The organism is Hahella sp. NBU794 (assembly GCF_050749805.1).
In the GTDB taxonomy this organism is placed as follows: Bacteria; Pseudomonadota; Gammaproteobacteria; order Pseudomonadales; family Oleiphilaceae; genus Hahella.
The window spans coordinates 5,950,391-5,972,123 of the sequence record NZ_CP192738.1; the positions used below are offsets into that span (position 1 = coordinate 5,950,391).

At 50.5% G+C, this 21,733-nt stretch carries 24 protein-coding genes; 4 read left to right on the top strand and 20 right to left on the bottom strand.

Going from position 1 to position 21,733, the window contains the following annotated elements:
• Position 1: 1 nt before the first annotated feature.
• From ACQYWX_RS25950 to murJ, 9 genes are all read right to left on the bottom strand, one after another.
• Positions 2-1,009, bottom strand: coding sequence for a PilW family protein (locus ACQYWX_RS25950; protein ID WP_431686868.1), 1,008 nt, complete (start codon positions 1,007-1,009; stop codon positions 2-4).
• An 18-nt stretch (positions 1,010-1,027) separates the two neighbouring features.
• Positions 1,028-1,498, bottom strand: a complete 471-nt coding sequence (gene pilV, locus ACQYWX_RS25955) for a type IV pilus modification protein PilV (protein ID WP_431686869.1) — start codon at positions 1,496-1,498, stop codon at positions 1,028-1,030.
• The gene (locus ACQYWX_RS25960; RefSeq protein WP_431686870.1) at positions 1,495-1,977 is read right to left on the bottom strand and encodes a GspH/FimT family pseudopilin; all 483 of its coding nucleotides are present in this window, start codon (positions 1,975-1,977) and stop codon (positions 1,495-1,497) included. Before ACQYWX_RS25960 ends, pilV begins: the two co-directional genes overlap by 4 nt.
• Before the next feature lie 152 nt (positions 1,978-2,129).
• Complete coding sequence (ispH, locus tag ACQYWX_RS25965; RefSeq protein WP_216739934.1) at positions 2,130-3,083, bottom strand: 4-hydroxy-3-methylbut-2-enyl diphosphate reductase; 954 nt, start codon at positions 3,081-3,083, stop codon at positions 2,130-2,132.
• Entirely contained in the window at positions 3,073-3,546 is a 474-nt protein-coding gene (gene fkpB, locus ACQYWX_RS25970; RefSeq protein ID WP_431686871.1) for an FKBP-type peptidyl-prolyl cis-trans isomerase, read from the bottom strand. The genes ispH and fkpB overlap by 11 nt, the downstream gene beginning before the upstream one ends.
• 16 nt (positions 3,547-3,562) lie before the next feature.
• Positions 3,563-4,102, bottom strand: a complete 540-nt coding sequence (gene lspA / locus ACQYWX_RS25975; RefSeq protein ID WP_431686872.1) for a signal peptidase II — start codon at positions 4,100-4,102, stop codon at positions 3,563-3,565.
• Positions 4,102-6,927: an isoleucine--tRNA ligase gene (ileS, locus tag ACQYWX_RS25980; RefSeq protein WP_431686873.1), complete on the bottom strand. Its 2,826-nt coding sequence runs from the start codon at positions 6,925-6,927 to the stop codon at positions 4,102-4,104. Before ileS ends, lspA begins: the two co-directional genes overlap by 1 nt.
• 183 nt (positions 6,928-7,110) lie before the next feature.
• Entirely contained in the window at positions 7,111-8,073 is a 963-nt protein-coding gene (gene ribF, locus ACQYWX_RS25985) for a bifunctional riboflavin kinase/FAD synthetase (RefSeq protein WP_431686874.1), read from the bottom strand.
• An 87-nt stretch (positions 8,074-8,160) separates the two neighbouring features.
• The gene (gene murJ, locus ACQYWX_RS25990) at positions 8,161-9,729 is read right to left on the bottom strand and encodes a murein biosynthesis integral membrane protein MurJ (RefSeq protein ID WP_279506319.1); all 1,569 of its coding nucleotides are present in this window, start codon (positions 9,727-9,729) and stop codon (positions 8,161-8,163) included.
• Between the two features lie 249 nt (positions 9,730-9,978).
• Between murJ and rpsT the strand changes: the two genes are divergently transcribed.
• The gene (rpsT, locus tag ACQYWX_RS25995) at positions 9,979-10,248 is read left to right on the top strand and encodes a 30S ribosomal protein S20 (RefSeq protein ID WP_011399647.1); all 270 of its coding nucleotides are present in this window, start codon (positions 9,979-9,981) and stop codon (positions 10,246-10,248) included.
• A gap of 63 nt (positions 10,249-10,311) precedes the next feature.
• Here rpsT and proB read toward each other — a convergent pair whose 3' ends face one another.
• From proB to rplU, 4 genes are all read right to left on the bottom strand, one after another.
• The gene (gene proB, locus ACQYWX_RS26000; RefSeq protein WP_431686875.1) at positions 10,312-11,472 is read right to left on the bottom strand and encodes a glutamate 5-kinase; all 1,161 of its coding nucleotides are present in this window, start codon (positions 11,470-11,472) and stop codon (positions 10,312-10,314) included.
• Positions 11,473-11,497: 25 nt separating this feature from the next.
• Positions 11,498-12,688: an Obg family GTPase CgtA gene (cgtA, locus tag ACQYWX_RS26005; protein ID WP_431686876.1), complete on the bottom strand. Its 1,191-nt coding sequence runs from the start codon at positions 12,686-12,688 to the stop codon at positions 11,498-11,500.
• 141 nt (positions 12,689-12,829) lie between these two features.
• Entirely contained in the window at positions 12,830-13,090 is a 261-nt protein-coding gene (rpmA, locus tag ACQYWX_RS26010; protein WP_216739941.1) for a 50S ribosomal protein L27, read from the bottom strand.
• A gap of 29 nt (positions 13,091-13,119) precedes the next feature.
• Positions 13,120-13,431 carry a 50S ribosomal protein L21 gene (gene rplU / locus ACQYWX_RS26015; RefSeq protein WP_127973434.1) on the bottom strand — a complete coding sequence of 104 codons (312 nt, stop codon included), beginning with the start codon at positions 13,429-13,431 and terminating at the stop codon, positions 13,120-13,122.
• 501 nt (positions 13,432-13,932) lie between these two features.
• Between rplU and ACQYWX_RS26020 the strand changes: the two genes are divergently transcribed.
• Positions 13,933-14,901: a polyprenyl synthetase family protein gene (locus tag ACQYWX_RS26020; protein ID WP_431686877.1), complete on the top strand. Its 969-nt coding sequence runs from the start codon at positions 13,933-13,935 to the stop codon at positions 14,899-14,901.
• A 100-nt stretch (positions 14,902-15,001) separates the two neighbouring features.
• Positions 15,002-16,579 carry a WS/DGAT/MGAT family O-acyltransferase gene (locus ACQYWX_RS26025; RefSeq protein WP_431686878.1) on the top strand — a complete coding sequence of 526 codons (1,578 nt, stop codon included), beginning with the start codon at positions 15,002-15,004 and terminating at the stop codon, positions 16,577-16,579.
• Positions 16,580-16,596: 17 nt separating this feature from the next.
• Here the strand turns inward: ACQYWX_RS26025 and amrA are convergent, their stop codons facing one another.
• The 3 genes from amrA to ACQYWX_RS26040 all read right to left on the bottom strand — a co-directional run bounded on the left by amrA (position 16,597) and on the right by ACQYWX_RS26040 (position 18,845).
• The gene (gene amrA, locus ACQYWX_RS26030) at positions 16,597-17,160 is read right to left on the bottom strand and encodes an AmmeMemoRadiSam system protein A (RefSeq protein ID WP_431686879.1); all 564 of its coding nucleotides are present in this window, start codon (positions 17,158-17,160) and stop codon (positions 16,597-16,599) included.
• The gene (amrB, locus tag ACQYWX_RS26035; protein WP_431686880.1) at positions 17,147-17,926 is read right to left on the bottom strand and encodes an AmmeMemoRadiSam system protein B; all 780 of its coding nucleotides are present in this window, start codon (positions 17,924-17,926) and stop codon (positions 17,147-17,149) included. The genes amrA and amrB overlap by 14 nt, the downstream gene beginning before the upstream one ends.
• Positions 17,927-18,074: 148 nt before the next feature.
• Entirely contained in the window at positions 18,075-18,845 is a 771-nt protein-coding gene (locus ACQYWX_RS26040) for a YccT family protein (RefSeq protein WP_431686881.1), read from the bottom strand.
• A gap of 170 nt (positions 18,846-19,015) precedes the next feature.
• On the opposite strand from ACQYWX_RS26040, the gene ACQYWX_RS26045 reads away from it, so the two are divergent.
• A complete protein-coding gene (locus tag ACQYWX_RS26045) occupies positions 19,016-19,246 on the top strand; it encodes a DUF6316 family protein (protein WP_127973440.1) in 231 nt (76 codons plus the stop codon).
• Between the two features lie 4 nt (positions 19,247-19,250).
• Here the strand turns inward: ACQYWX_RS26045 and ACQYWX_RS26050 are convergent, their stop codons facing one another.
• Genes ACQYWX_RS26050 through ribH form a run of 4 tightly spaced genes read right to left on the bottom strand, consistent with a single transcriptional unit; the run spans position 19,251 to position 21,727 of the window.
• Positions 19,251-19,766 (bottom strand): phosphatidylglycerophosphatase A family protein, encoded by a 516-nt coding sequence (locus tag ACQYWX_RS26050; RefSeq protein WP_431686882.1) that lies wholly within the window; start codon positions 19,764-19,766, stop codon positions 19,251-19,253.
• Positions 19,763-20,740 carry a thiamine-phosphate kinase gene (gene thiL / locus ACQYWX_RS26055; RefSeq protein ID WP_431686883.1) on the bottom strand — a complete coding sequence of 326 codons (978 nt, stop codon included), beginning with the start codon at positions 20,738-20,740 and terminating at the stop codon, positions 19,763-19,765. Before thiL ends, ACQYWX_RS26050 begins: the two co-directional genes overlap by 4 nt.
• 30 nt (positions 20,741-20,770) lie before the next feature.
• On the bottom strand, positions 20,771-21,220 hold the full coding sequence (nusB, locus tag ACQYWX_RS26060) for a transcription antitermination factor NusB (RefSeq protein ID WP_431689536.1): 450 nt from the start codon (positions 21,218-21,220) through the stop codon (positions 20,771-20,773).
• A 30-nt stretch (positions 21,221-21,250) separates the two neighbouring features.
• Entirely contained in the window at positions 21,251-21,727 is a 477-nt protein-coding gene (gene ribH / locus ACQYWX_RS26065) for a 6,7-dimethyl-8-ribityllumazine synthase (protein ID WP_127973443.1), read from the bottom strand.
• Positions 21,728-21,733: the final 6 nt, after the last annotated feature.

Here is a 21,733-nt window from a genome sequence, read left to right on the forward strand (position 1 = left end):
CTCAATTAACCCTATTTCTTAAAGTACTAACTGACTGAAATGTTGTAGTGAGAGGATTACCTGAGACAGTAAGTACATTATCCTCAGACTCCAGAGTAAAACTCGTTTTCACTGCAACTATACGACCTATTACTAACGCGGCATCCTCGGGCTCAAGAAACCTATCTACTGATTTATCACCGCCGGAGCTGTCCTCCCCCATAAGGAACTGCATATCTGAAATACCTTCCGCTAACTCGTGAGTAACTAGTGTGGTTCCTTCTAATTGAGTAACAAACAACGATGGTCTGCTATTTGCCCCATTAGCCACATAGTAAACTTTAGCTGTATACCTTAATAAGAAAGAATCATTTGAGTAGCTACCATCCAGTTTAGGTGGAGATACATTCCAGTTGGCGCCATGAGTCACCGTGTCTACGCTTCCTCCTGAAATTGGATTATTTGTAATTGCAAACATATCCGCATACTGACAATTAGACACAACGACTATATCATTCTGGTTTATTCCGCATGCTTTAGCGTCTTCTATCTTAAAACTAGCAGATGACTGATTGTACGAAACAACCTTCCCGCCATCACAAGGCGAAGCCCCTTTTATAACAATAGCATCAGTGCCAGCTATAACTTGGCCACTTGCAGTCCCCACAGTCAAGCCAAAGTTGTTTAACTCACTACCACTCGCGATAGAAGATATATTATTATAGGCAACAATTCCTTTACTCGAATCAAAGTCAGGAATGCCTGCTTTATATTTGGACGGCTCAACAATGCTATTAAAATTCACGCCATTTGAGCACCCAGTATAGGCGGCATTCCTTATATCTCTATTCAGCATTTCCATTGCCAAACGCCCACTCTCTTGAACTCTGGCATAGCCATCCTGAAGTTGAAACGCCTGTTTGTTTGAATTAAATATTTGGAATATCCCAATAAGTAATAGTGCACTAAGCGCCAATGCAATCATCACCTCGACGAGTGATAACCCTTTTTGTGCAATCAACCTGCTCATAATGTGTGCCTTTGCATATTAGGGCTGAAAAGTAAGTGAAACCGAGCTCTGCTCACTGGAAGTGTCCGCGTCCGCTCCCTCAGCTTGCTTAACTCGGTCATTCCATGTGACAGTAATAGTAAATAAACCGCCATTGTTGACAATGGTCCCGGCGCCACCAGGCAACTCATCGCCTAGTTCCTGCAGCCACTCGAATTTATCATTGGCTGCCATTTGCGCAGAGGTACAACCCGCCGTTGTGAGGCAAGCCGCATTCTCTGCAGATCCGGTTTCGCTATCATAGCTGCCTGCCGCCACACCAACATTATTAGCTCTTATTCTGTCAGCCATATCATTGGCAAGATATACCGCAACACTTCTAAGGTTCGCATTTGTTGAACTTTTGACAGACATAACCTGAAGGCCAGCAATTCCAAGTAACCCAATCGCCAGGATAACTACCGCAACCAATATCTCTATTAATGTGAAACCCCTCTGTCTGCCTATCATGGGCACACCTCATCGATAATCGTTACACGGCCGGCCGAGGAGACATCAACCTTGCGGCCAGTAGTTATATTTTTATTACCACTACATAACTTAATGCTCGTCGCCCCAGAGGCAAAGCCAGATCCAGAAAAAGAAATCGCAGCAGCGGGACCTATGGCAGTAGTCTCATCTTTAAATGCATCGAAGATCCGAAGCTCTTCACCATCGTCATAGGAGCTACTATTATTCGTATCGATCCAGACTTGATATCCCTGCTGCCATCCTGTCTTCCCGTTGGGCCCCGAAATTCGAACAGTACGACCACGTTTTACCGCTTCGGACCTAGCAAAGTTAAGAGCCCCTACAAGCTCATTCGTGCTTGAGGTAAGTCTATTACTGTCGATGATATACCCCATACTGGGTAGCCCAAATGCAAGCGCGATAGCAAGTATCGTTAAGACAACCATCAACTCAACTAATGTAAAACCTTTCTGCTTCATAGATTCTCATCCTTTTTAAGCACCTTAAAAATAATTTAGATGAATAGCATAGTCATGCGCCGCACGATAAACGGAGCATTTGCGGGATAAACGGTCTCAATGGGAGGGGAAGTGTGAACTGGAGCACAGGCAACTGCTGCGCTCCAGTTTGATCATGATTCGTTAACGGCGGGAATTCTTAGCTCTTTAGGCATCGAGAAAACGATGTTTTCTTCGCGCCCAGCGATCTCAGCCGGAGCTTCGCCGCCAAGTTCTCTTAGCCTTTGCACGACTTGCTGCACCAATACTTCCGGCGCAGAGGCGCCTGCAGTGACGCCGACGCTGGCGGCGCCAGCGAACCAATCTGGTTGGATTTCATGTGCGCCATCAATAAGGTATGCAGGGGTTTGCATACGTTCAGCCAGTTCCCGCAAGCGGTTGGAGTTTGAGCTGTTTACTGAACCGACCACTAGCAACACGTCACATGTTGCCGCTAGCTCTTTGACTGCATCCTGGCGATTTTGCGTCGCGTAGCAAATATCATCTTTACGCGGACCTTTGATTTCAGGGAATTTTTGGCGTAACGCGTCGATTACCCGAGCGGTGTCATCCACAGACAGGGTTGTTTGGGTGACATAGGCGAGATTACCGGGATCATTAACAATAAGTTTGCCAGCATCCTCTTCATCCTCCACCAAGTAGATGGCGCCGCCATTAGCGCTGTCGTACTGCCCCATCGTACCTTCCACTTCAGGGTGTCCTGCATGACCAATCAGGATGCATTCCCGACCATCTCTGGAATAACGCATCACTTCCATATGAACCTTGGTGACTAGTGGACAGGTAGCGTCGAAAACCTTCAGCCCTCTGGCGTCAGCTTCCTGGCGCACTTCCTGAGAAACTCCGTGGGCGCTGAAAATGACCAATGCGCCATCTGGAACTTCATCAAGTTCATCTACAAATACGGCGCCTCTTGTTCTAAGCCCTTCCACCACAAAGCGATTGTGCACCACTTCATGGCGAACATATATCGGAGCGCCAAAGACGTCTAAAGCCCGGTTCACAATCTCAATCGCACGGTCTACCCCAGCACAAAATCCCCGCGGATTCGCTAGCTTAATTTTCATGACCGCCCTCCTGTTCGCCAGCTTGCGCTTCTTTCACCGCCAGAACCTCTACGTCAAAGTCCAGCGTATGTCCTGCAAGCGGATGATTGAAGTCCACAGTCACCATACCGCTTTCGATCTGCTTAATCACGCCGGGTAGTTCCGCTTTGGCGGCGTCAGCAAATGACATCACCATCCCCACTTCCAGACTTTCCTTATCGGGAAAGCTGTCTAACGGAAATTCCTGAACATTATTAGGATTAGGCATGCCAAATCCTTTCTCAGGCAAAACAGAAAAGCTCTTGCGCTCTCCAGCTCGCATTCCTCTTAGCAACTCTTCAAAGCCTGCGGGAAGCGCGCCGTCGCCGTACTCAAATTCGCCCGGCTTGCCAGAGAAAGTTGAATCAACAATTTCTCCACTCTCTAAACGCAGCTCAAAATGCAGAGTGATAAGCGTTCCGGCGCCGACAAACATTTCAGTCATTGCATCATCTCGTTAATTACTTATCTTCCGTCGCACCGGAAGGATTACGGAATACATCAATCGCAATCATAAAAGCGCCAATAGTTATCGCGGTATCGGCAAGATTAAACGCGGGAAAGTTATATCCGTCATAGAAAAAGTGCAGAAAGTCAACGACATAGCCGAGCACAGCCCGGTCATATAGGTTGCCTAGCGCCCCCCCGAGAACCAAACTGAGCGCGCAGGCCATCCAGCGCTCCTCACGGCTCAGCCGCACCAGCCATAACGCTAACACAGCACTCACAACAGCCGCGAGAATGATAAAGAACCAGCGCTGCCAGCCTGACGCGTCAGCCAGAAAGCTGAACGCTGCGCCGGTATTATGCAGCAGCGTAAAGCTGAAGAAAGGTGCGACAGGCACAGACTCGCCCAGAACCATATTGGCGCTCACATACCACTTGGTTCCCAGATCAAGGACAATAACCGCCAAAGTCAGCCACAACCAACGCAGCATTGCCGGATTCACTTTTTGCATCTCGCCTCCGCCTTGACTGACTTCACTGGCCCGCACATCCATTAGGCATATTTCCTTTCTTCTCCTGAGCCATCGATATTTTCGATACAGCGTCCACACAGATCTTCGTGAGATGCGTGCGCGCCAACATCTTCGCGATGATGCCAGCAGCGGCCACATTTCTTGTGTTCGGAACTCTTGATGCCCACACGCAAACCTTCTGTCTCCGTAGCGACAGAATTGGCTTCAGACGCATCTTCCACTCCGAAAACAGATGCTCCGGAAGTAATGAATACAAAGCGCAGCTCTTCACCCAAAGCGCTCAGGTCACGCTGCATTTCAGGAGTAGCAAACAGGGACACTTCCGTTGTCAGTGAACCCTTCACTTTGCCTGCATTACGAGCTTCTTCAAGCGCTTTGTTGACGGAAGTTCTGACCCGCAACAGGCGGCTCCAATACTCGCGCCCCATTTCAGAGCCTTCGGCCAGAGGCTGTAAACCTTCATAGAAAGTTTCAAGGAAGATACTTTCTGAGCGCTTCCCTGGAATATATGACCAAATTTCTTCTGCTGTGAAGCTCAGGATCGGCGCAATCCAACGCACTAACGCCTCAATGACATGATATTGCGCGGTTTGCGCTGATCGACAGCCGCGGCTGTTCAGCTTCATGGTGTATTGACGGTCCTTGATGACGTCAAGATAGAAGCTGCCGAGCTCCACAGAACAGAAGTTATGAACTTTCTGATATACCTGAACGAAGTTGTACAGCTCGTAAGCCTTCTTCAGTTCTTCCTGCAGCAACCAGGCGCGGTCGACAATCCAGCGATCTAACGCCAACAGATCATCCATCGCCACCATGTCTTTGGCCGGATCAAAATCGTTGATATTCGCCAGCAGGAAGCGAGAAGTATTACGAATTCGGCGATAAGAGTCCGCCGTACGCTCCAGGATATTCTTCGACAACACCATCTCAGCGCTGTAATCCGTCGCCGCAACCCACAGCCGTAGAATATCTGCGCCAAGCTTGTTCATAACTTCCTGGGGCTCAATGCCGTTCCCCAAGGACTTGGACATCTTGTGGCCTTTTTCATCCACAGTGAAGCCATGGGTGAGCACCTGCCGATACGGAGCTTTGCCTTTAATCGCCACCGCTGTCTTCAAAGAAGATTGGAACCAGCCTCTATGCTGGTCAGATCCTTCCAGGTACAGGTCCGCAGGGAACTGCCCCAACTCTTCCCGCTGCTCCAGAACAGCGCTATGCGTGACGCCGGAATCAAACCACACATCCAAAGTGTCCGTCACCTTTTCATAGCTCTGCGCGTCAGCGCCCAGCAGGTCTTCCGCATTGATATCCCACCATGCGTCAATGCCTGTTTTCTCAACTTGTTTGGCGACTTCTTCCACCAAACGCGCAGTATCCGGGTGCAGTTCCTGGGTTTCTTTATGCACAAAGAAAGCGATGGGGACACCCCATGTACGTTGGCGGGAGATACACCAGTCCGGGCTCTGCTCAATCATCGCCTCAATGCGGTTTTGTCCCCAGGATGGAACCCAACGCACCTGCTTGATTTCCGCCAATGCCTTATCACGCAACCCTTGTTTATCCATACTGATAAACCACTGCGGCGTGGCGCGGTAGATCAACGGAGTCTTGGTTCTCCAGCAATGCGCATAGCTATGAGTAATTTTTCCGTGGCTTAACAGGCGCCCACGTTCTTTCAATACTTCAATTACATGGTCATCAACCTTGTAAACATGCTCCCCAGCGAATAACTCAACGTTATCCCGGTACACGCCACGGTCGTCCAGCGGATTGATAGTTTCAATGCCGTATTTGTTACAGACAGCGAAGTCTTCCATACCGTGGTCGGGAGCGGTATGGACAACGCCAGTACCTGCATCCAGAGTGACATGATCTCCCAACAACGCAGGAATACTGCGGTTATAGAAGGGATGATGGAAAGTTTTACCTTCAAGGTCCTGACCAGTGCAACGCCCTACGACCTGATAATTTTCAACACCGCAGCGAGACATCACAGACTCAAGCATTTTTTCCGCTACGATCCAACGTTGCGGACGTCCATCAACGCTGCACTGCGTCAGCGCGTATTCAATCTCCGCTCCCAATGATACCGCCAAAGAAGCAGGCAAAGTCCAAGGGGTAGTCGTCCAGATAACAATGGAAACATCCCCTTCGCCAGATGCGTCAGCAAACGCACTCAGTACGTCGTGCTCATTTTCGGCGGGATAGCTGACATCGATGGAGTTAGACGTCTTGTCTTTGTATTCAACCTCTGCTTCCGCTAAGGCGGAGCCGCCAACAACACTCCAGTAGACCGGCTTATATCCTTTCTGAAGATGCCCGCTCGTCGCGATCTTGCCCAGCGCCCGGATGATGTCCGCTTCAGTTTTGAAATCAAGGGTCAAATAAGGTTTGAACCAGTCGCCGAAGACGCCCAGGCGAATAAAATCTTCCCGCTGCTTGGCCACCTGCTCCAGAGCATACTCACGACATTTCTGCCTGAATTCTTTATAGCCGACCTTGTCGCCAGCGCGACCAATCATAGTTTCGACTTTGTGCTCAATGGGCAGACCGTGGCAGTCCCAGCCAGGAACATAGGGCGCGTCGTAACCCGCCACACTCTTTGACTTGACGATGATGTCCTTCAGAATTTTGTTAACCGCATGCCCCAAGTGAATATTACCGTTGGCGTAAGGAGGGCCGTCGTGCAGTATGAACTTTTCACGCCCCTTAAACTCCGTTCTAATCTTCTCGTAGAGCTCAATATCTCCCCAGCGCTTCAGCATATCCGGCTCGCGTTGAGGGAGATTGCCACGCATGGGGAAATCGGTCTGAGGAAGATTAAGGGTGTGCTTATAGTCGCTCATAATTTACCTAATATGCCAAAGTCAGGATTTTGCGCCTGCCATCCACTTACATTTTACTGTTTTCACTTGAAAGTCATCTTACGGCGATCATTTCAATTGCTGCGACCGCCCTACAGCAGGACCTCATCATACTTAATGAACGTATAATTACGGCCGTTCGCCACACATCATGCAGACTTCTCTTCAGCCTGCGCTGCTGATGTTTTGCAGTGGCAGAGATTGCAGTCGCTGTTTAGCGCCTTCAATATCTCTTTGTATCTGCTCCTGTAACTGCTCCAACCCGCTGAACTTGCGTTCATCCCGCAGTTTTTCAAGAAATTGCACATTTATCCGCTGGCCGTATATATCCTCGGCATGCTCAAAAAGATGCACCTCTAAAGCCGGCGTCATTCCCAAACCATCAATGGTAGGACGAACGCCAATATTCGCCACACCGAAACGCACGCGACCTGTAGCCAACGTCGTCTTAACCAGATAAACGCCAGACAGTACGGGCCTTTTGCGGCCTAAAGACACATTGGCCGTTGGCGCATTGAGCTGCCGTCCCAACTTACGTCCGTGCACCACGCACCCTGTAATACTGTACGGCCTTCCAAGCAGGTCCTCCGCCTGTGCAAATTCGCCTTGCATCAGTGTGCCGCGAATTCGCGTACTACTGACACGCTCACCCTCTACTTCTACAGTGGGCGTATTTTCGACACTAAAGCCAGATACCGCGCCAGACTTTTCCAGCAGGCGGAAGTCTCCAGAGCGATCGCAGCCAAAGCGAAAGTCATCGCCAACAACGAGATGCTTAACATGAAGCCCGGTTACCAGAACGTCATCAATGAACTGCTGAGCAGTCAGACCTCGCAGCCGGCGATTAAACTGAAGACACAATAAGTAATCCACATTTAAGGCGGCGATAGCATCTAATTTCTCACGGAACCGCATCAAGCGAGCGGGGGCGTCCAACTTCTCAAAAAACTCTCGTGGTTGAGGCTCAAACACCATGACCACGGCGGGAACGCCCATGCTTTCAGCCCTGGACTGCAACTGACTGATTATGACTTGGTGACCAATGTGCACGCCATCGAAGTTCCCAATAGTCGCCACACAGCCAGAGGCGAATGGTTTTAAGTTGTGCAGTCCCCGAATCAGTTTCATGCGTCTACAGCGGCCATGCAAAAGCGCGATTATAAAGCATGTGGCGTCGGCTGCCCAATCTATGAGGTGTCATTTGACGCAAGGCCTTTATCCACGCATGAAAAATTGACGGGGCCGAACGCCAAACACATAAAGAGAGGCGAAATAACTCAACCCGCCCGCGCAACAAATTCCTAACAACCAAAACGCACGCGTCGCAGTATTCGCCGAAAACCAGAAACCTTCAGCAGGCAATAACGCCATGAGAACAAGCGCCATCACGACATTGGCGCCAATAAGACGCGACAAGAACAGCCTCCAACCAGATTGGTGCTGGAGCACGCCCGCTTTCACCAGTCCGCGCCATAGCAGCCCTGCATTTAGCGCTGCTGACAAAGAAGTCGCCAGAGCCAAGCCTGCGTGCGCCATGGGGTAAATCAATGCGAGATTGAAAACCATATTGGCGATCATCGCTGCAATCCCTATCTTTACTGGCGTCCTGGTGTCTTGGCGCGAGAAATAGCCTGGCGCCAGAACTTTCACCAACATAAAGAAAGTTAAGCCGAGAGAGTACGCCTGCAAGCTTTGAGCGGACATTTGCACATCGAAGTCAGTCAGCGCCCCGTGCTGGAACAACGTAGCAATCATAGGCTGCGCCAGCGTCATTAGAGCCACCGCAGCCGGCAGGCCAATCAGAAGGACTGCGCGAATAGCCCAATCGAGGGTGGCTGAGAAGTCTTTAGCGTTATCTGCTGCATGTTTTCGCGACAGGCTAGGCAAAATCACGGTCGCGATCGCAATTCCAAAAACACCTAAAGGCAGCTCAGATAAGCGATCAGAGTAGTACAGCCAGGAAACACTCCCAGTCACCAGAAAAGACGCCAGTATTGTGTCCAAGAGAAGATTTATTTGGCTTACCGAAACACCAAACATCGCCGGCGTCATTAAGCGCAGAATTCTGCGGACACCCTCGTGCTTTCTATCTATTTTAGGCTTGGGAAGCAACTGTAAGCGAGACAGGAAAGGAAGCTGGAACAGCAATTGCGCCATACCAGCAATTAATACCCCCCAAGCCAGAGCCATTACTGGCTCGTCCATATATGGCGTGATCAGAAACGCCGCACCAATCAATGATAGATTCAGCAGCACAGGGGTAAACGCCGGAACAGCAAAATAGTCATAGCTATTTAATATCGCTCCCGCAAACGCCGTCATTGAAATAAGCAGCAGATAGGGAAATGTCAGACGCAGCATTTCCACTGTAAGCGCAAACTTATCACCATTATCCAGGAAGCCAGGAGCGAACAACGCCGCCAACAACGGAGCCACCAATACAGCTAAAACAGTGATGATTAGCAAAACCACACCCAGCGTACCGGAGACATTGTCCACAAGAGTTTTCACCGCAACTGGCGATTGCTTCGAGCGATATTCAGACAGCACAGGAACAAAAGCTTGTGAAAAAGCGCCTTCTGCAAACAAGCGACGCATAAAATTTGGAATTTTAAACGCCACAAAAAAAGCATCAGCGCCCGCGCCCGCGCCAAAAAAATTGGCGATTACAATATCCCGAGCCAAACCTAACACCCGGGAAAGCATGGTCATCAACCCAACCAAGCTGCTGGATCTCAACAACGACGGAGTAGGCTTTTCTTTATGCGTGTCTGCTGCGCTCACAAATTAGTCATACCTAGGAAAATTGAAAATAGCGTCGAGAGGCGGTCGCCCTCTATCGATAGGCGGCACATCCTATCATGCGAGAGTTAGCGGAAAAATAGATCACTCAGCCGCCAAGCTTGCATTGAATGAAAAACAATCATTTTTTTTGCCATAATCGTTGACAAATGACCACGAAAGCGGCATATTTCCGCGTCATTTATTTCGGCGACACCAACCGACAGCATTCGAATATTGAGGAGTTTCAAGGTGGCGAACAATCCTTCATCCAAGAAGCGCGCCAGACAGCAAGTAAAACGCCGCGCTCATAACATGAGCCTGCGCTCCATGGTACGCACATACATCAAGAAAGTTAGCGCCCAGATCGAGCAAGGCAGCTATGACGGCGCAACCCAGGCATTAACTACTGCAGCGCCGATCATTGACTCCATGGTCAACAAAGGCATTTTCAGCAAGAACAAAGCTGCTCGCACCAAGAGCCGCCTAAACGCCAAAATTAAGGCGCTGAAGGCTAGCTAAGTTCTTCTGAACAATAAAAAACCGGCCTAGGCCGGTTTTTTATTGTTCGCATTTCAGGCACAACTACAACAAAACCAAATTATCCCGATGTATTAACTCTGGCTCATTGATATAACCCAGAATGGATTCAATTTTCTCAGAGGCAACGCCAACAATTCGCACCGCCTCATCTGCATCGTAGTTCACCAATCCTCTGGCGACCTCATTACCCTGCAGATCATAGCAACTCACCATTTCTCCACGCTGAAAGCCGCCATCCACAGACTTAACCCCGACAGGCAGTAAGCTCCGCCCCTGCTGAGTCAGCACTCGAACTGCACCATCATCCAACACCAGGCGCCCCCGGGTTTTGAGATGTCCGGCCAGCCACTGTTTACGCGCAACCCAGCGCTCTTGATCCGGAAGCAGAAGCGTCCCCAACTCATCCCCACTACGCAAACGGGTAAGCACCGAGTCAATGCGTCCGCCCACAATAACTGTCGCAGCCCCCGAGCGACTCGCCAAACGCGAGGCGCGCAGCTTGGTGAACATTCCGCCCCGACCTAAAGCGCCGGAGTTACCAGAAGCCATACTATCTAGGGCTGCGTCATTAGCCTTGGCAACCCCCACCAAGCTAGCATCAGTATTGGAGCGAGGATCCTTATCAAACAAACCTGACTGATCCGTCAAAATAATCAAATGGTCAGCCTCGACCAGATTGGCGACCAGAGCAGCCAACGTATCGTTATCTCCAAAGCGAATCTCATCCGTCACCACCGTGTCATTTTCATTGATAATAGGAGCCACCCCCATATCAATTAAGGTACATAACGCCCCCCGAGCATTCAGGTAGCGCTTGCGGTCGGACAAATCTTCATGAGTCAAAAGGATTTGGGCAGTCTGCATATTATGACGCTTAAATTGCGCCTCCCAGGCCTGAACCAGCCCCATTTGACCCACAGCGGCTGCGGCTTGCAGCTCATCCAGTAATTTCGGGCGCTCCTTCCACCCCAAGCGACTCATCCCTTCCGCCACCGCGCCAGAAGAGACAACGACCACTTCCACGCCATCTTTGCGTAAAGCCGCCAACTGATCCACCCACAGCCCCATTGCGTCCAAGGCCAACCCGCGCCCATCATTTGTCAGCAATGCGCTGCCGATTTTAATCACCCAGCGACGAGTTTCCCGCAGACGCGCTCGCGCCTGCGATTCGTTCAATTGTCCCAGCTGCAGCCTGACCGACATAACTCACACTTCCCCATAGAACCCGTTAAGGCGCATAGAAAACTTCAACATCTTCGTCATCATCATCGTCATCAGATTCCTTCGCTTTCTTTCTCGCCTGGCGACGCTGCTCATTCAGAAACTGAATACGCTCACGAACCTCCTGATCCATCTGCTCACGATTCAAGCGATCCGCTTCTGCCACCTCTGGATCATCACGCTCTTCCTCAGCTCTTCGCTCAATCCAGGTCATAATATCCTGACATAGACGCTGCAAGCCCTCTCCCGCCAAAGCAGAAATCTCATAACTAGGACCGGACCAATCCAAACGCTTCAAAATATCAGCACAAACTGAATCCTTCTCATCCTCCGCCAACAAATCCGTCTTATTGAGCACCAACCACCTATCGCGAGCGGCCAGCGCCGGACTAAACTTTTCCAATTCCGCCACAATTTTTACTGCCGACTCGACTGGGTCTGATTCATCCAGAGGAGAAACATCCACAACATGCAATAAGAGGCGGGTGCGGACCAAATGCTTGAGAAAGCGTATACCCAGCCCTGCGCCATCTGCCGCCCCCTCAATCAGTCCCGGGATATCGGCCACAACAAAACTACGATGCGCCTGTACGCGCACAACGCCAAGATTAGGGACCAGTGTTGTGAAAGGATAGTCCGCTACCTTAGGCTTGGCGGAGGAGATACCGCGAATCAGCGTTGACTTGCCCGCATTGGGTAAACCAAGCAATCCCACATCCGCCAACACTTTTAGCTCTAGTCGAATATTTCTCGACTCTCCCGGCTGTCCCGGCTTGGTTTGACGCGGAGCCTGGTTAACACTGGATTTATAGCGGGTATTACCCAAGCCATGAAAGCCTCCCTGCGCCACCTTAATTTGCTGTCCAACTTCCACCAGGTCGCCAAGCACCTCATCAATATCCGTATCGATAATAGTGGTCCCCACAGGCACTTTCAGCACTAAGTCGGCGCCGCTAGCCCCGGTACAGTTGCCTCCGCGACCGCTTTCCCCGTTCGCAGCCTTAAACTTACGCGTATAACGATAGTCAATGAGTGTATTAATAGACTCGTCCGCCTCCAGAATGACAGACCCGCCATCACCACCATCGCCGCCATCCGGCCCGCCCTTAGGCACATACTTTTCGCGACGAAAGCTCAAACAGCCATTTCCACCTTTACCTGCTTCCACGTAAATTGTGGCCTCATCAACGAATTTCATGCCTTTTCTCCCAACAATTCCAATTTCGCCAGCACTTGAAGCCAGCCATTACCAACATCTTTATAACACAAGGTTTGCGCATGTACGGCGCAAACAAAAAAGCTCCGCATATGCGGAGCTTTTTAACGTTACGGGTCAGTCTTATTCCGCAGCGACAATACTGACTGTTCTGCGGTTTAACGGACCACCAACGTGAAACTTAACAAAGCCATCTTGCTTAGCGAACAAAGTGTGGTCACGACCACAACCTACATTGTCACCTGGATGGAACTCTGTACCACGCTGACGAACCAGAATGTTGCCAGCTTTAACGAATTGACCGCCAAAACGCTTGACGCCAAGTCGTTTGGATTCTGAATCGCGACCGTTACGGCTACTACCCGCCGCCTTCTTGTGAGCCATGCTATTACTCCTCTAGATTAGTTGCCGTATCAGCCGGAAATTCCGGTGATCTTAACTTCAGTAAACCACTGACGGTGCCCCATACGCTTCATATGGTGCTTACGACGTCTGAACTTAATGATGTTGACCTTCTTGTGACGGCCGTGAGCTACAACTTCTGCAGTCACTTTAGCGCCTTCAACAACAGGAGCGCCTACTTTAACATCGTCTCCGTTAGCAACAAGCAGGACTTTGTCGAACTCAACAACACCGCCGGTTTCAACTTCGATTTTTTCCAGCTTAAGACGCTCGCCTTCTTTTACGCGATGTTGCTTACCGCCACTCACGATAACTGCGTACATGAGATAAATCTCCAATCACACGGGTTAAATATGAACTACGCCGCCTGTCTTCTTGATCGTTCATCAGGCTTGCAGGAAGTCCATGCATCACCATTACTTAATACCGGCTTCGCCAGAAAACTGAACGAATAAGCCGCCGCAGCGCCTGTTGCCAGGGGAAACACTTTGGTGACCCTATGACAGGGAATGGTTTTTGCGGGCGCGAGATTATACAAAATGCAGAAAGATTGAGCAACCAAGTTTATAGAGATGCGCACTCTAATTCGAGGCTTGGAGGAAAATCCTGTTTCCGTCGGGCCAACCACCCCATAATTGCCCGCAAAACCTTGACATAACACGGACTTCCCCCCTAGCATTCCTGTCCCGTAGGGTGCCAAACCCAGTGTCGACACTCACGCTCCCATCGGTAATCACTTAATCGGCCGCATTTTATGCGAACCGGCCGGCGATTGCGCCGGACATCCGATAGCGGGCGCATAGCCTCCCGGTGAACATTCAAGCATGCAGGCAGAAACTATTTACGCAGCCGTTAACGAAGACTTTCTGTCCGTAGACGGACTCATCAAAAATCAGCTTTTCTCCAACGTTCCGCTTGTGGAAAAGATTGGTCAGTACATCATCGACTCTGGTGGAAAACGTCTGCGCCCTCTTCTGGTCCTACTGGTCAGCAATGCGCTAAACGCCAACGAAAAGCATTACCTTAAGTTAGCCGCTATCATTGAGTTCCTACACACAGCCACACTATTACATGATGATGTTGTGGATACTTCAGACCTGCGTCGTGGGCGAGACACAGCCAATGCAAAGTGGGGCAACGCCCCCAGCGTTCTAGTCGGAGACTTTCTCTACTCTCGAGCATTTCAGATGATGGTAGAGCTGCGAGACATGGATGTGATGGCGGTACTGGCAAACGCCACGAATGTGATTGCCGAGGGAGAAGTGTTACAGCTTACCAACTGTAAAAATCCCGATATCACTGAAGCACAATATATGGAAGTGATAACCGCCAAAACAGCCATGCTGTTTGAAGCCGCTTCGCATAGTGCAGCAATACTTTGTCAAGCCAATGTGGAAACAACCTCAGATATGAAGGAGTTTGGCCTGGAGCTGGGCATTGCATTCCAGCTAATTGACGATGTTCTGGACTATCAGGGCAACGCAGCGGAAATGGGCAAAAATGTGGGCGATGACTTAGCTGAGGGCAAACCCACACTACCGCTGCTTTACGCACAGCAACAAGGCGACGATGCACAAAGAAAACTGATACGTAAAGCAATCAGAGAAGGCGGCTTAGAGCAACTTGATGCCGTAATGATCGCCGTCAGGGAATCAGGAGCTCTGAACTATACCGTCAAGCTTGCGAAAGAGTATGCCAACCGAGCCGCAGCAAGGCTTGAACGACTAGCTCCTTCGGTATATCGAGACGCATTATTTGCTTTGACTGAAATTGCAGTAAACCGCACCAAATAAGCTCAAACGAGAGCACTAGGACAAGCGAAACAACCCGCTATCGCTGACTGCGCCGTACTGATAAAGTGAGCGGTACGCCATTACAGGACATTAAGCGGATATGCAGCAGCTAAGCGAACTGGATGCGTCCTTCCTCTATCTGGAAACAGAAAACGCCCCCATGCATATCGGCGGCGTATATGTCCTCGACTGCTCAGAACAAAATAGTGGGCTGAGCTTTGAGGCGTTTTACCAACACATCGAATCCCGCTTACCTACCGCCAGACAATTCAGACAACGTCTCGTGGAGGTGCCGCTCAAACTGGACCATCCTTACTGGGTAGACGATCCAGACTTTGATCTAAGCAATCACCTTCGACACGTCCATCTCCCTGCACCCGGCGGAGAGGAGCAATTACTCCAACTCACTTCGGCAATACTTGCAGAACCTTTAAGTCGCGAACGCCCGCTTTGGGAAATAACTCTAGCTGGCGGACACCGGTCAAATAGCGCAAAAAAATGCAGCTCTTGCGCCTTAATCGTCAAAATCCATCATTCAATCATCAATGGCGCGACAGGCGAAGAACTGATGAGCGCCCTGCTCGACTTTTCTCCCGAACCAGCCAAAAGGGCGTCACAACAAGTCTGGAGCCCGAGCCCTTTACCATCCAAGACGCGCTTGATCAGTAATGTCTACGGCTCCGCTCTGAATACTCCATTCAGGCTCGCCAATATGGCTAAAGATGCAGCCGCATCAGCTTTCTATACATTATTGGTCCAGCGTTTACATAGACTGGCGCTTCCACCAGCCCTTTTCAGTGCGCCACCTACATCGTTCAATCGCGCGATTGGACAAGAACGCAGCCTTGCCTACTTCGCATGCGACCTCGATAGGCTTAAGCAGCTAAAAAAGCAGCATGAAGACATTACACTTAACGATGTAGTAATGACACTATGCTCTGAAGTCTTAATACGCTACCTACAAGCCCTGAACGAGGACGTCGAACGTCCGCTAATTGCCGTGTCGCCCATCTCAGTTCGTTCCAAGCGTATTGATAGCCCCACAGGCAGCCAGCTCTCAGCCATGTTAATTTCGCTCGCAACGAACGAGCCCAATCTGGCCATCCGACTCAAGTCTATCCATGACAATGCTACTTCCTCACAAATATATGGCCAGGCGATCTCCGCTGCCCGGTTAACCCAGCTCATCCCCTCGTCCATGCTGGGCCTCTCTGCTCGCATCTACACCGAGTTTCAACTCGCTCAGAGACACAAGCCATTATTCAATATACCGATTACCAATATTCCAGGCCCACAAACCCCTCTTTACTTTAACGGGGCTAAAGTGACCAAACAGCTTGGCAGCGCACCTTTGTTCGATGGGCTTGGCCTTTCTATCGTCGTGGTAAGCTACAACGGCGAGGTAACATTTACGCTAACCAGCAACCCGAAGGTCATTACAAATCCAGCAGATTTGACCAAGCATTTTGAGAACGCAATTACTCAACTGGAGAAAGATTTAGCGCATACAGATTTCGACTCTCTGAAGGCTACGCCAGAATTAACTGAGCAACGCCCTCCGAATATCCTTGCGGCCTTGTTGGGAGATATCACTGCTCTTTTTAGCAACTTATTTTCCGAAGCAAAGAAAACGGATGAAATCGGAGAGAAGGAAAAGGACGTCAACTCGGAGCACTAAGATGCGGCCATACCGAGCTATATGTATGTAGTCTGGTATATTTCAGCCTTCATATCCTTATCCCAGAACTCTCTATCCAAACCAGCCTTACGCTTTAATTGACCAATAAAGTCTTCTGGATTAGGGAGTTGCTCCCAAACAGATGGCAAAAATGTAGCCCGGCGCCCGCGCCATGAAAGTATTAAACCATCCTCCCCCACCTTCAGTTTGCCCGCCAGATCTTGCTCAGAAGTAACTGGCAATAACTGTGGCTGAGTAAGCACAGAGATATGCAATGCGCATAGTGGCCATTCATCCGGCTTCAAAGCAGTAAATCGGGGGTCCTCAAATGCTGCGCTGAAAGCATTATGCGACACATCTTGGACTAAAGAATGGATAGCCTCCAACACACCTATGCATCCGCGTAATTCGCCTTGTTTCAAGACGGTAACAAAAGTAGCCGCCGGCTGACACAACGTATCTGAATACCCAGACAGATCAATAATTCGTCTTTCACCAGAAATAAGCCCCTGCTCAATAGCGAGGGAAGCCACTTCGTATAGCCGCTTCTTTTCTTCGTCAGTGAGATTAATACAGTGCATAGGAAGCATACCCTACAACTCGACGCTTATCGCCAGCGGTATCACCAGAGTTAGCCTGGGCCAAACAAGAAATATGCATTCCTTTACGGCCAGCCAACAGCAGAAGCCCGTTTACACCTTTGCAGCCGCAGGCCTGATCTCCCGTGAGACTATGGTGGAGAGCCAGAATTTCACGAGTTGTCGCGGTATCAATGTCTATAGCCGTCACATAATCATGATAGTGACTCAGATCCGTACTAATGACGAGCAGCGTCTCCTCTCCTCCCCACAAAAGCTCTAGAACTTCTGCGACCGATTCTGCGTCAGCATCGCCTATCACAAGGGGTGTGAGTGCAAAGCTATCAAGGCATCGTTGCAGGAACGGCAGGTGCACTTCCAAGCTATGCTCCTGGACATGCGCCGAATCCAAAGTAATAACCTGAGGGAGCAAGGCAAGCTTCGCCAGATTATCGAGATCGACCACAATGCTGCCAAGGGGTGTAGAAAATACATCAGAGGAAGGGACTGCGATTCCTCGAAAGCCAACGCGGTGGCTTGGTCCCAACAATACAACCTTACTGATCCTTTTAGCTGAATTGCGCAGAGCGCTATAAGCCGTTCCCGCTATTGGACCAGAGTAAATATAGCCTGCATGAGGGGCGATAATCGCCTTGGGGGTATAATCAAAGGAGGTCGACGCCGCGATATAGCGACTCACTGATTCAGAGAGATCTTTCGCGTTGCCGGGGTAGAATAATCCACTAACTGCAGGCTTTCGAACAGACATTTATATCTCCCTTTTGACGCCTCACAACCAATATTGACTTCAAGATTGCGGACAATTAGAGAGGATTACTGAATGTCTATTCTGGACCCACCAGGAAAGTTTGTCACCCCCGAAGTCTTACAGAGCAAGCCTTCGGGGGAAGAAGGCGCTACTTAAAGGCCCAGTGAAGAAATTGTTTCTTCTCTTCAGCCGACGCCTTTTCCCAAAGCACTTTCAATGCCTCAATACGGGAAATGCCAGCGTCTGATGGCAGTGCTGAAACATTATTCTGCACAGCGCTTTGCCCAGGCTGAACAGCTGCAACAGCAGGGCTCGCTGTAACTGTAGCCGCAGCAGCAGACGGTTGAGTAGCTGTAGGCTGAGTAGCAGCTACAACAACTGGCTGATATGCGCCCCCTACAGCAATGGTTCTATTCGCACTGTCGACTAAAGCGATTTTAGGGTTACGCACAAAGACTGCCGCTTCGCGCTTATTATCAGGCTTGTCATAACTAAACGTGTAAACCTGCCCGGGCTTCATATCCACCGTAACTTGAAGACGATCCGTAGCAACCGTATCAACATGTTCAGCATTTCCATCATCGCTTTGTCTTGGCTTAGCCCAGATGCTCGCGTAACGATAAACAAGCGTCCGTTGGCCAGGCAAAATATCGTAGGTTAAATCAATGTTTTCCAAGAGAAAGTTTTTTTGCGAGACGCCGTCGATTTCAAGCAGCTCTATTTCAGCGGGAGCCATGACTTTAGCCACTTGGCCATCGCCCAGGGTTTGACCATCATAGGTTTTAATCGCTCGCGTCGTTCCACACGCACTAATGGCGATTGCTAACGCCACTACAAGCGACGACCGGAGCCAGGACCAAATAACCTTCATATCATCCTCTTTAACTTTTATTTCGTAAGAAGCTTTAGGAGCTTTCATAAAACGGGCTCAATTGTCATACGGCGGAAGGGCTTATGCAACCTCGTAGCGCCACTTATTAAGCTAACAAAATAACGCATAGGCTAACCCATTTGCCTAATTTAGTAAGTTGTGCCACTTTTTAATCAAACGATAACAACACTATATCTATGCAGAAGAGGGACTTTAATATGGATACTACCAACAGAAGAGGTGAAGACGGCTTGACGCCGTTTCGCAGCGACCGCTTCTTCGCTGTCGGCGACAAGTGGTATTTTTCTACACGGGAAGGCTTTGATAGCGGACCTTACGCCGCTAAAGAACGCGCAGAAGAGGGACTGCGCCGCTTCCTGAAAGTCGCCCAGCTCCTGCCTGGCGAAAGCCAAGCCGCCAGAGTGATGCGAGCGCATAGAATCTATTGAGGCGCTAAAACAACGCGGCGCAGTAGATCGTCAGTTGCGTCGCCGCCAACGCCATGACGCCAGCCAGCAGGTCGTCGAGCATGATGCCTTTACCCCCATGAATATGACGATCGCACCATCGAATAGGCCACGGCTTCCAGATATCAAATAGCCGAAAATAAACAAAAGCCAGCAGGATGAACACACTATTCCAGGGTAACAGGAACAACGCTATCCACTGCCCGACAAACTCGTCCCACACAATAGCCTTGTGGTCGTGCACTCCCCAGTCGCTAGCGGTTCTACCACACAAGTAAACGCCCAAGATCGATGACACAAAGATAACCGACAATTGCAGCCATGGCCCCAAGTGCGCCAATGAGGCCATGTAAATGAGCACCGCCAACGCGGAGCCAAAGGTTCCTGGCGCCCAGGGAGCCAAGCCAGACCCTAAACCAGCCGCTAGCAAATGGGTCGGCGACTTCAGCGTCGCAATAACGGACGGTGTAAAGGAGGATTCAGCGCGCGTAGTCAAAGTCACGATACAGAGTTCTCTTTAAAGTGGTCATATCCGCCCCTCGGAGCCAGCTTTACCTCTTCTCCATGCCTTCGCAATGCGACCCCCAACTCCCTTCGCAAGCTTCCGATACGGCTCAACGCCACATCAGCGGATAATGATTGAATAAGTTCACGCGCAGATTGTGGCGCAGTAAAGCAGAGTTCATAGTCATCCCCGCCCTGAAGGGCGAAGCCCAATGCGTCTTCTTTTGGGAAAGTCGCCAGTAAAGCGGAGGACAGTGGTATCTCACCTTCTTCTATCAGCGCGCCGCAATTTGAGGCGGAACAGATATGTGACAAGTCCGCTACCAGCCCGTCGGAAATATCAATGGCCGCGGTCGCAATTCCCTGCAACTCCCTTCCCAGCCTTATACGAGGCTGCGGACTTTCATAGCGCTGGTATAGCTCGCGCTCCAAAGGCGTTAAAGAGGCATGCGGCCGCCCTAATAAAGACAAAGCGGCGGCGGCGTCACCGAGAGCCCCGGAAACCCAGACATCCTCTCCGGGCGAGGCTCCGTGACGATATAGGCAATGATCTTGAACACGCCCAAACACCGTTACAGTGACAGTAAGAGGGCCTTTCGTCGTATCCCCACCAATGAGAGGAATCTTCCAAGCCAAGGCGGACTCAAACAACCGAGAGCCAAACCCCTGCAGCCAGTCCTCATTGATAATCGGCAGAGTTAACGCCAGCGTAAACCCGACAGGCTCAGCGCCCATCGCCGCTAAGTCACTAACGCTGGAGCCAAGGCTGCGGGCGGCGACCATTTTCGCAGATGCATCCACCGGAAAGTGGGCGCCAGATACGCAGGTATCAGTAGAAATTACGAGACGACCACTCAGAGGAGCTAAAACGGCGCAATCATCCCCAATTCCGGTCTCAATCCGCCGCTCAGCACCTGGGAAGTTCGCGAAAGGCGCATGAAAGTAGCGCGATATTAGTTCGAACTCACCCATTAGCCGCTCTACCTGACGTATCCGCTCAATTTACTTTTTCTTGTTTTTGGCGGCGGCCACTTCCGCCTGACGCAATTGCGGGGCCAGCTTATCCAGAACACTGTTGACGAACTTATGCCCATCCGTTCCGCCAAACTGCTTGGCCAGTTCAACGGCTTCATTTATCACCACGCGATAGGGCACTTCGATACGCGAGCGCAACTCGAAAGCTCCCATACGGATCAAGCTCAATTCTACCGGGTCCACATCCGTCAGTTTGCGGTCAACGAATGGCTGTAATAGCGCATCAAGCTCACTCACACTGGAGGGGACGCCATATAAAACCGCCTTGAACAAATCCCTGTCCACTTGTTGCAGATCGTTATCCACAGTGAATTCCGCTTCGATCTGAGAAATGGAGGCGCCGGCGACGCGCCATTGGTAAAGCGCCTGCAGCGCCAGTTTACGGGCGGCGCGGCGCTTCTCCATCGCCTTGGACATGGGGCGCCCTGAAGACGGTTGTTCGCTCACTTATTCACCTACCTGCTGAAGTAGTCCGACCATTTCCAACGCTGACAGCGCGGCTTCCGCCCCTTTGTTGCCGGCTTTGGTGCCTGAGCGCTCGATGGCTTGCTCAATGCTGTCCACCGTCAGTACACCGAATGCGACAGGAATGCCCGCCTGCAGGGAAACCTGCCCCAACCCTTTGGCGCACTCACCTGCGACATACTCAAAATGAGGCGTACCGCCACGGATCACCGCGCCCAAAGCAATTACCGCATCCGGTTTGGTGCGTGCGGCAACTTGCTGAGCCAGCAAAGGAATTTCAAAAGCGCCAGGCGCTCTATAAACAGTGATTTGACTTTCCGCAACGCCATGACGACGCAAAGCGTCCAGTGCGCCTTCCAGCAAGCTCTCCACTACAAAGCTGTTAAATCTCCCTACGACAATGGCGTATTTCGCGGACGCCCCTTGCAAGAAATCGCCTTCTACCACTTTGACCGTCATATCTTC

What these genes read in the sequence shown, in the direction of transcription:
- ACQYWX_RS25950 (WP_431686868.1), bottom strand. Translation starts at nt 1,009, where the DNA reads ATGAGCAGGTTGATTGCACAAAAAGGGTTATCACTCGTCGAGGTGATG.
- pilV (WP_431686869.1), bottom strand. Translation starts at nt 1,498, where the DNA reads ATGATAGGCAGACAGAGGGGTTTCACATTAATAGAGATATTGGTTGCG.
- ACQYWX_RS25960 (WP_431686870.1), bottom strand. Translation starts at nt 1,977, where the DNA reads ATGAAGCAGAAAGGTTTTACATTAGTTGAGTTGATGGTTGTCTTAACG.
- ispH (WP_216739934.1), bottom strand. Translation starts at nt 3,083, where the DNA reads ATGAAAATTAAGCTAGCGAATCCGCGGGGATTTTGTGCTGGGGTAGAC.
- fkpB (WP_431686871.1), bottom strand. Translation starts at nt 3,546, where the DNA reads ATGACTGAAATGTTTGTCGGCGCCGGAACGCTTATCACTCTGCATTTT.
- lspA (WP_431686872.1), bottom strand. Translation starts at nt 4,102, where the DNA reads ATGGATGTGCGGGCCAGTGAAGTCAGTCAAGGCGGAGGCGAGATGCAA.
- ileS (WP_431686873.1), bottom strand. Translation starts at nt 6,927, where the DNA reads ATGAGCGACTATAAGCACACCCTTAATCTTCCTCAGACCGATTTCCCC.
- ribF (WP_431686874.1), bottom strand. Translation starts at nt 8,073, where the DNA reads ATGAAACTGATTCGGGGACTGCACAACTTAAAACCATTCGCCTCTGGC.
- proB (WP_431686875.1), bottom strand. Translation starts at nt 11,472, where the DNA reads ATGTCGGTCAGGCTGCAGCTGGGACAATTGAACGAATCGCAGGCGCGA.
- cgtA (WP_431686876.1), bottom strand. Translation starts at nt 12,688, where the DNA reads ATGAAATTCGTTGATGAGGCCACAATTTACGTGGAAGCAGGTAAAGGT.
- rpmA (WP_216739941.1), bottom strand. Translation starts at nt 13,090, where the DNA reads ATGGCTCACAAGAAGGCGGCGGGTAGTAGCCGTAACGGTCGCGATTCA.
- rplU (WP_127973434.1), bottom strand. Translation starts at nt 13,431, where the DNA reads ATGTACGCAGTTATCGTGAGTGGCGGTAAGCAACATCGCGTAAAAGAA.
- ACQYWX_RS26020 (WP_431686877.1), top strand. Translation starts at nt 13,933, where the DNA reads ATGCAGGCAGAAACTATTTACGCAGCCGTTAACGAAGACTTTCTGTCC.
- ACQYWX_RS26025 (WP_431686878.1), top strand. Translation starts at nt 15,002, where the DNA reads ATGCAGCAGCTAAGCGAACTGGATGCGTCCTTCCTCTATCTGGAAACA.
- amrA (WP_431686879.1), bottom strand. Translation starts at nt 17,160, where the DNA reads ATGCACTGTATTAATCTCACTGACGAAGAAAAGAAGCGGCTATACGAA.
- amrB (WP_431686880.1), bottom strand. Translation starts at nt 17,926, where the DNA reads ATGTCTGTTCGAAAGCCTGCAGTTAGTGGATTATTCTACCCCGGCAAC.
- ACQYWX_RS26040 (WP_431686881.1), bottom strand. Translation starts at nt 18,845, where the DNA reads ATGAAAGCTCCTAAAGCTTCTTACGAAATAAAAGTTAAAGAGGATGAT.
- ACQYWX_RS26045 (WP_127973440.1), top strand. Translation starts at nt 19,016, where the DNA reads ATGGATACTACCAACAGAAGAGGTGAAGACGGCTTGACGCCGTTTCGC.
- thiL (WP_431686883.1), bottom strand. Translation starts at nt 20,740, where the DNA reads ATGGGTGAGTTCGAACTAATATCGCGCTACTTTCATGCGCCTTTCGCG.
- nusB (WP_431689536.1), bottom strand. Translation starts at nt 21,220, where the DNA reads ATGTCCAAGGCGATGGAGAAGCGCCGCGCCGCCCGTAAACTGGCGCTG.
- ribH (WP_127973443.1), bottom strand. Translation starts at nt 21,727, where the DNA reads ATGACGGTCAAAGTGGTAGAAGGCGATTTCTTGCAAGGGGCGTCCGCG.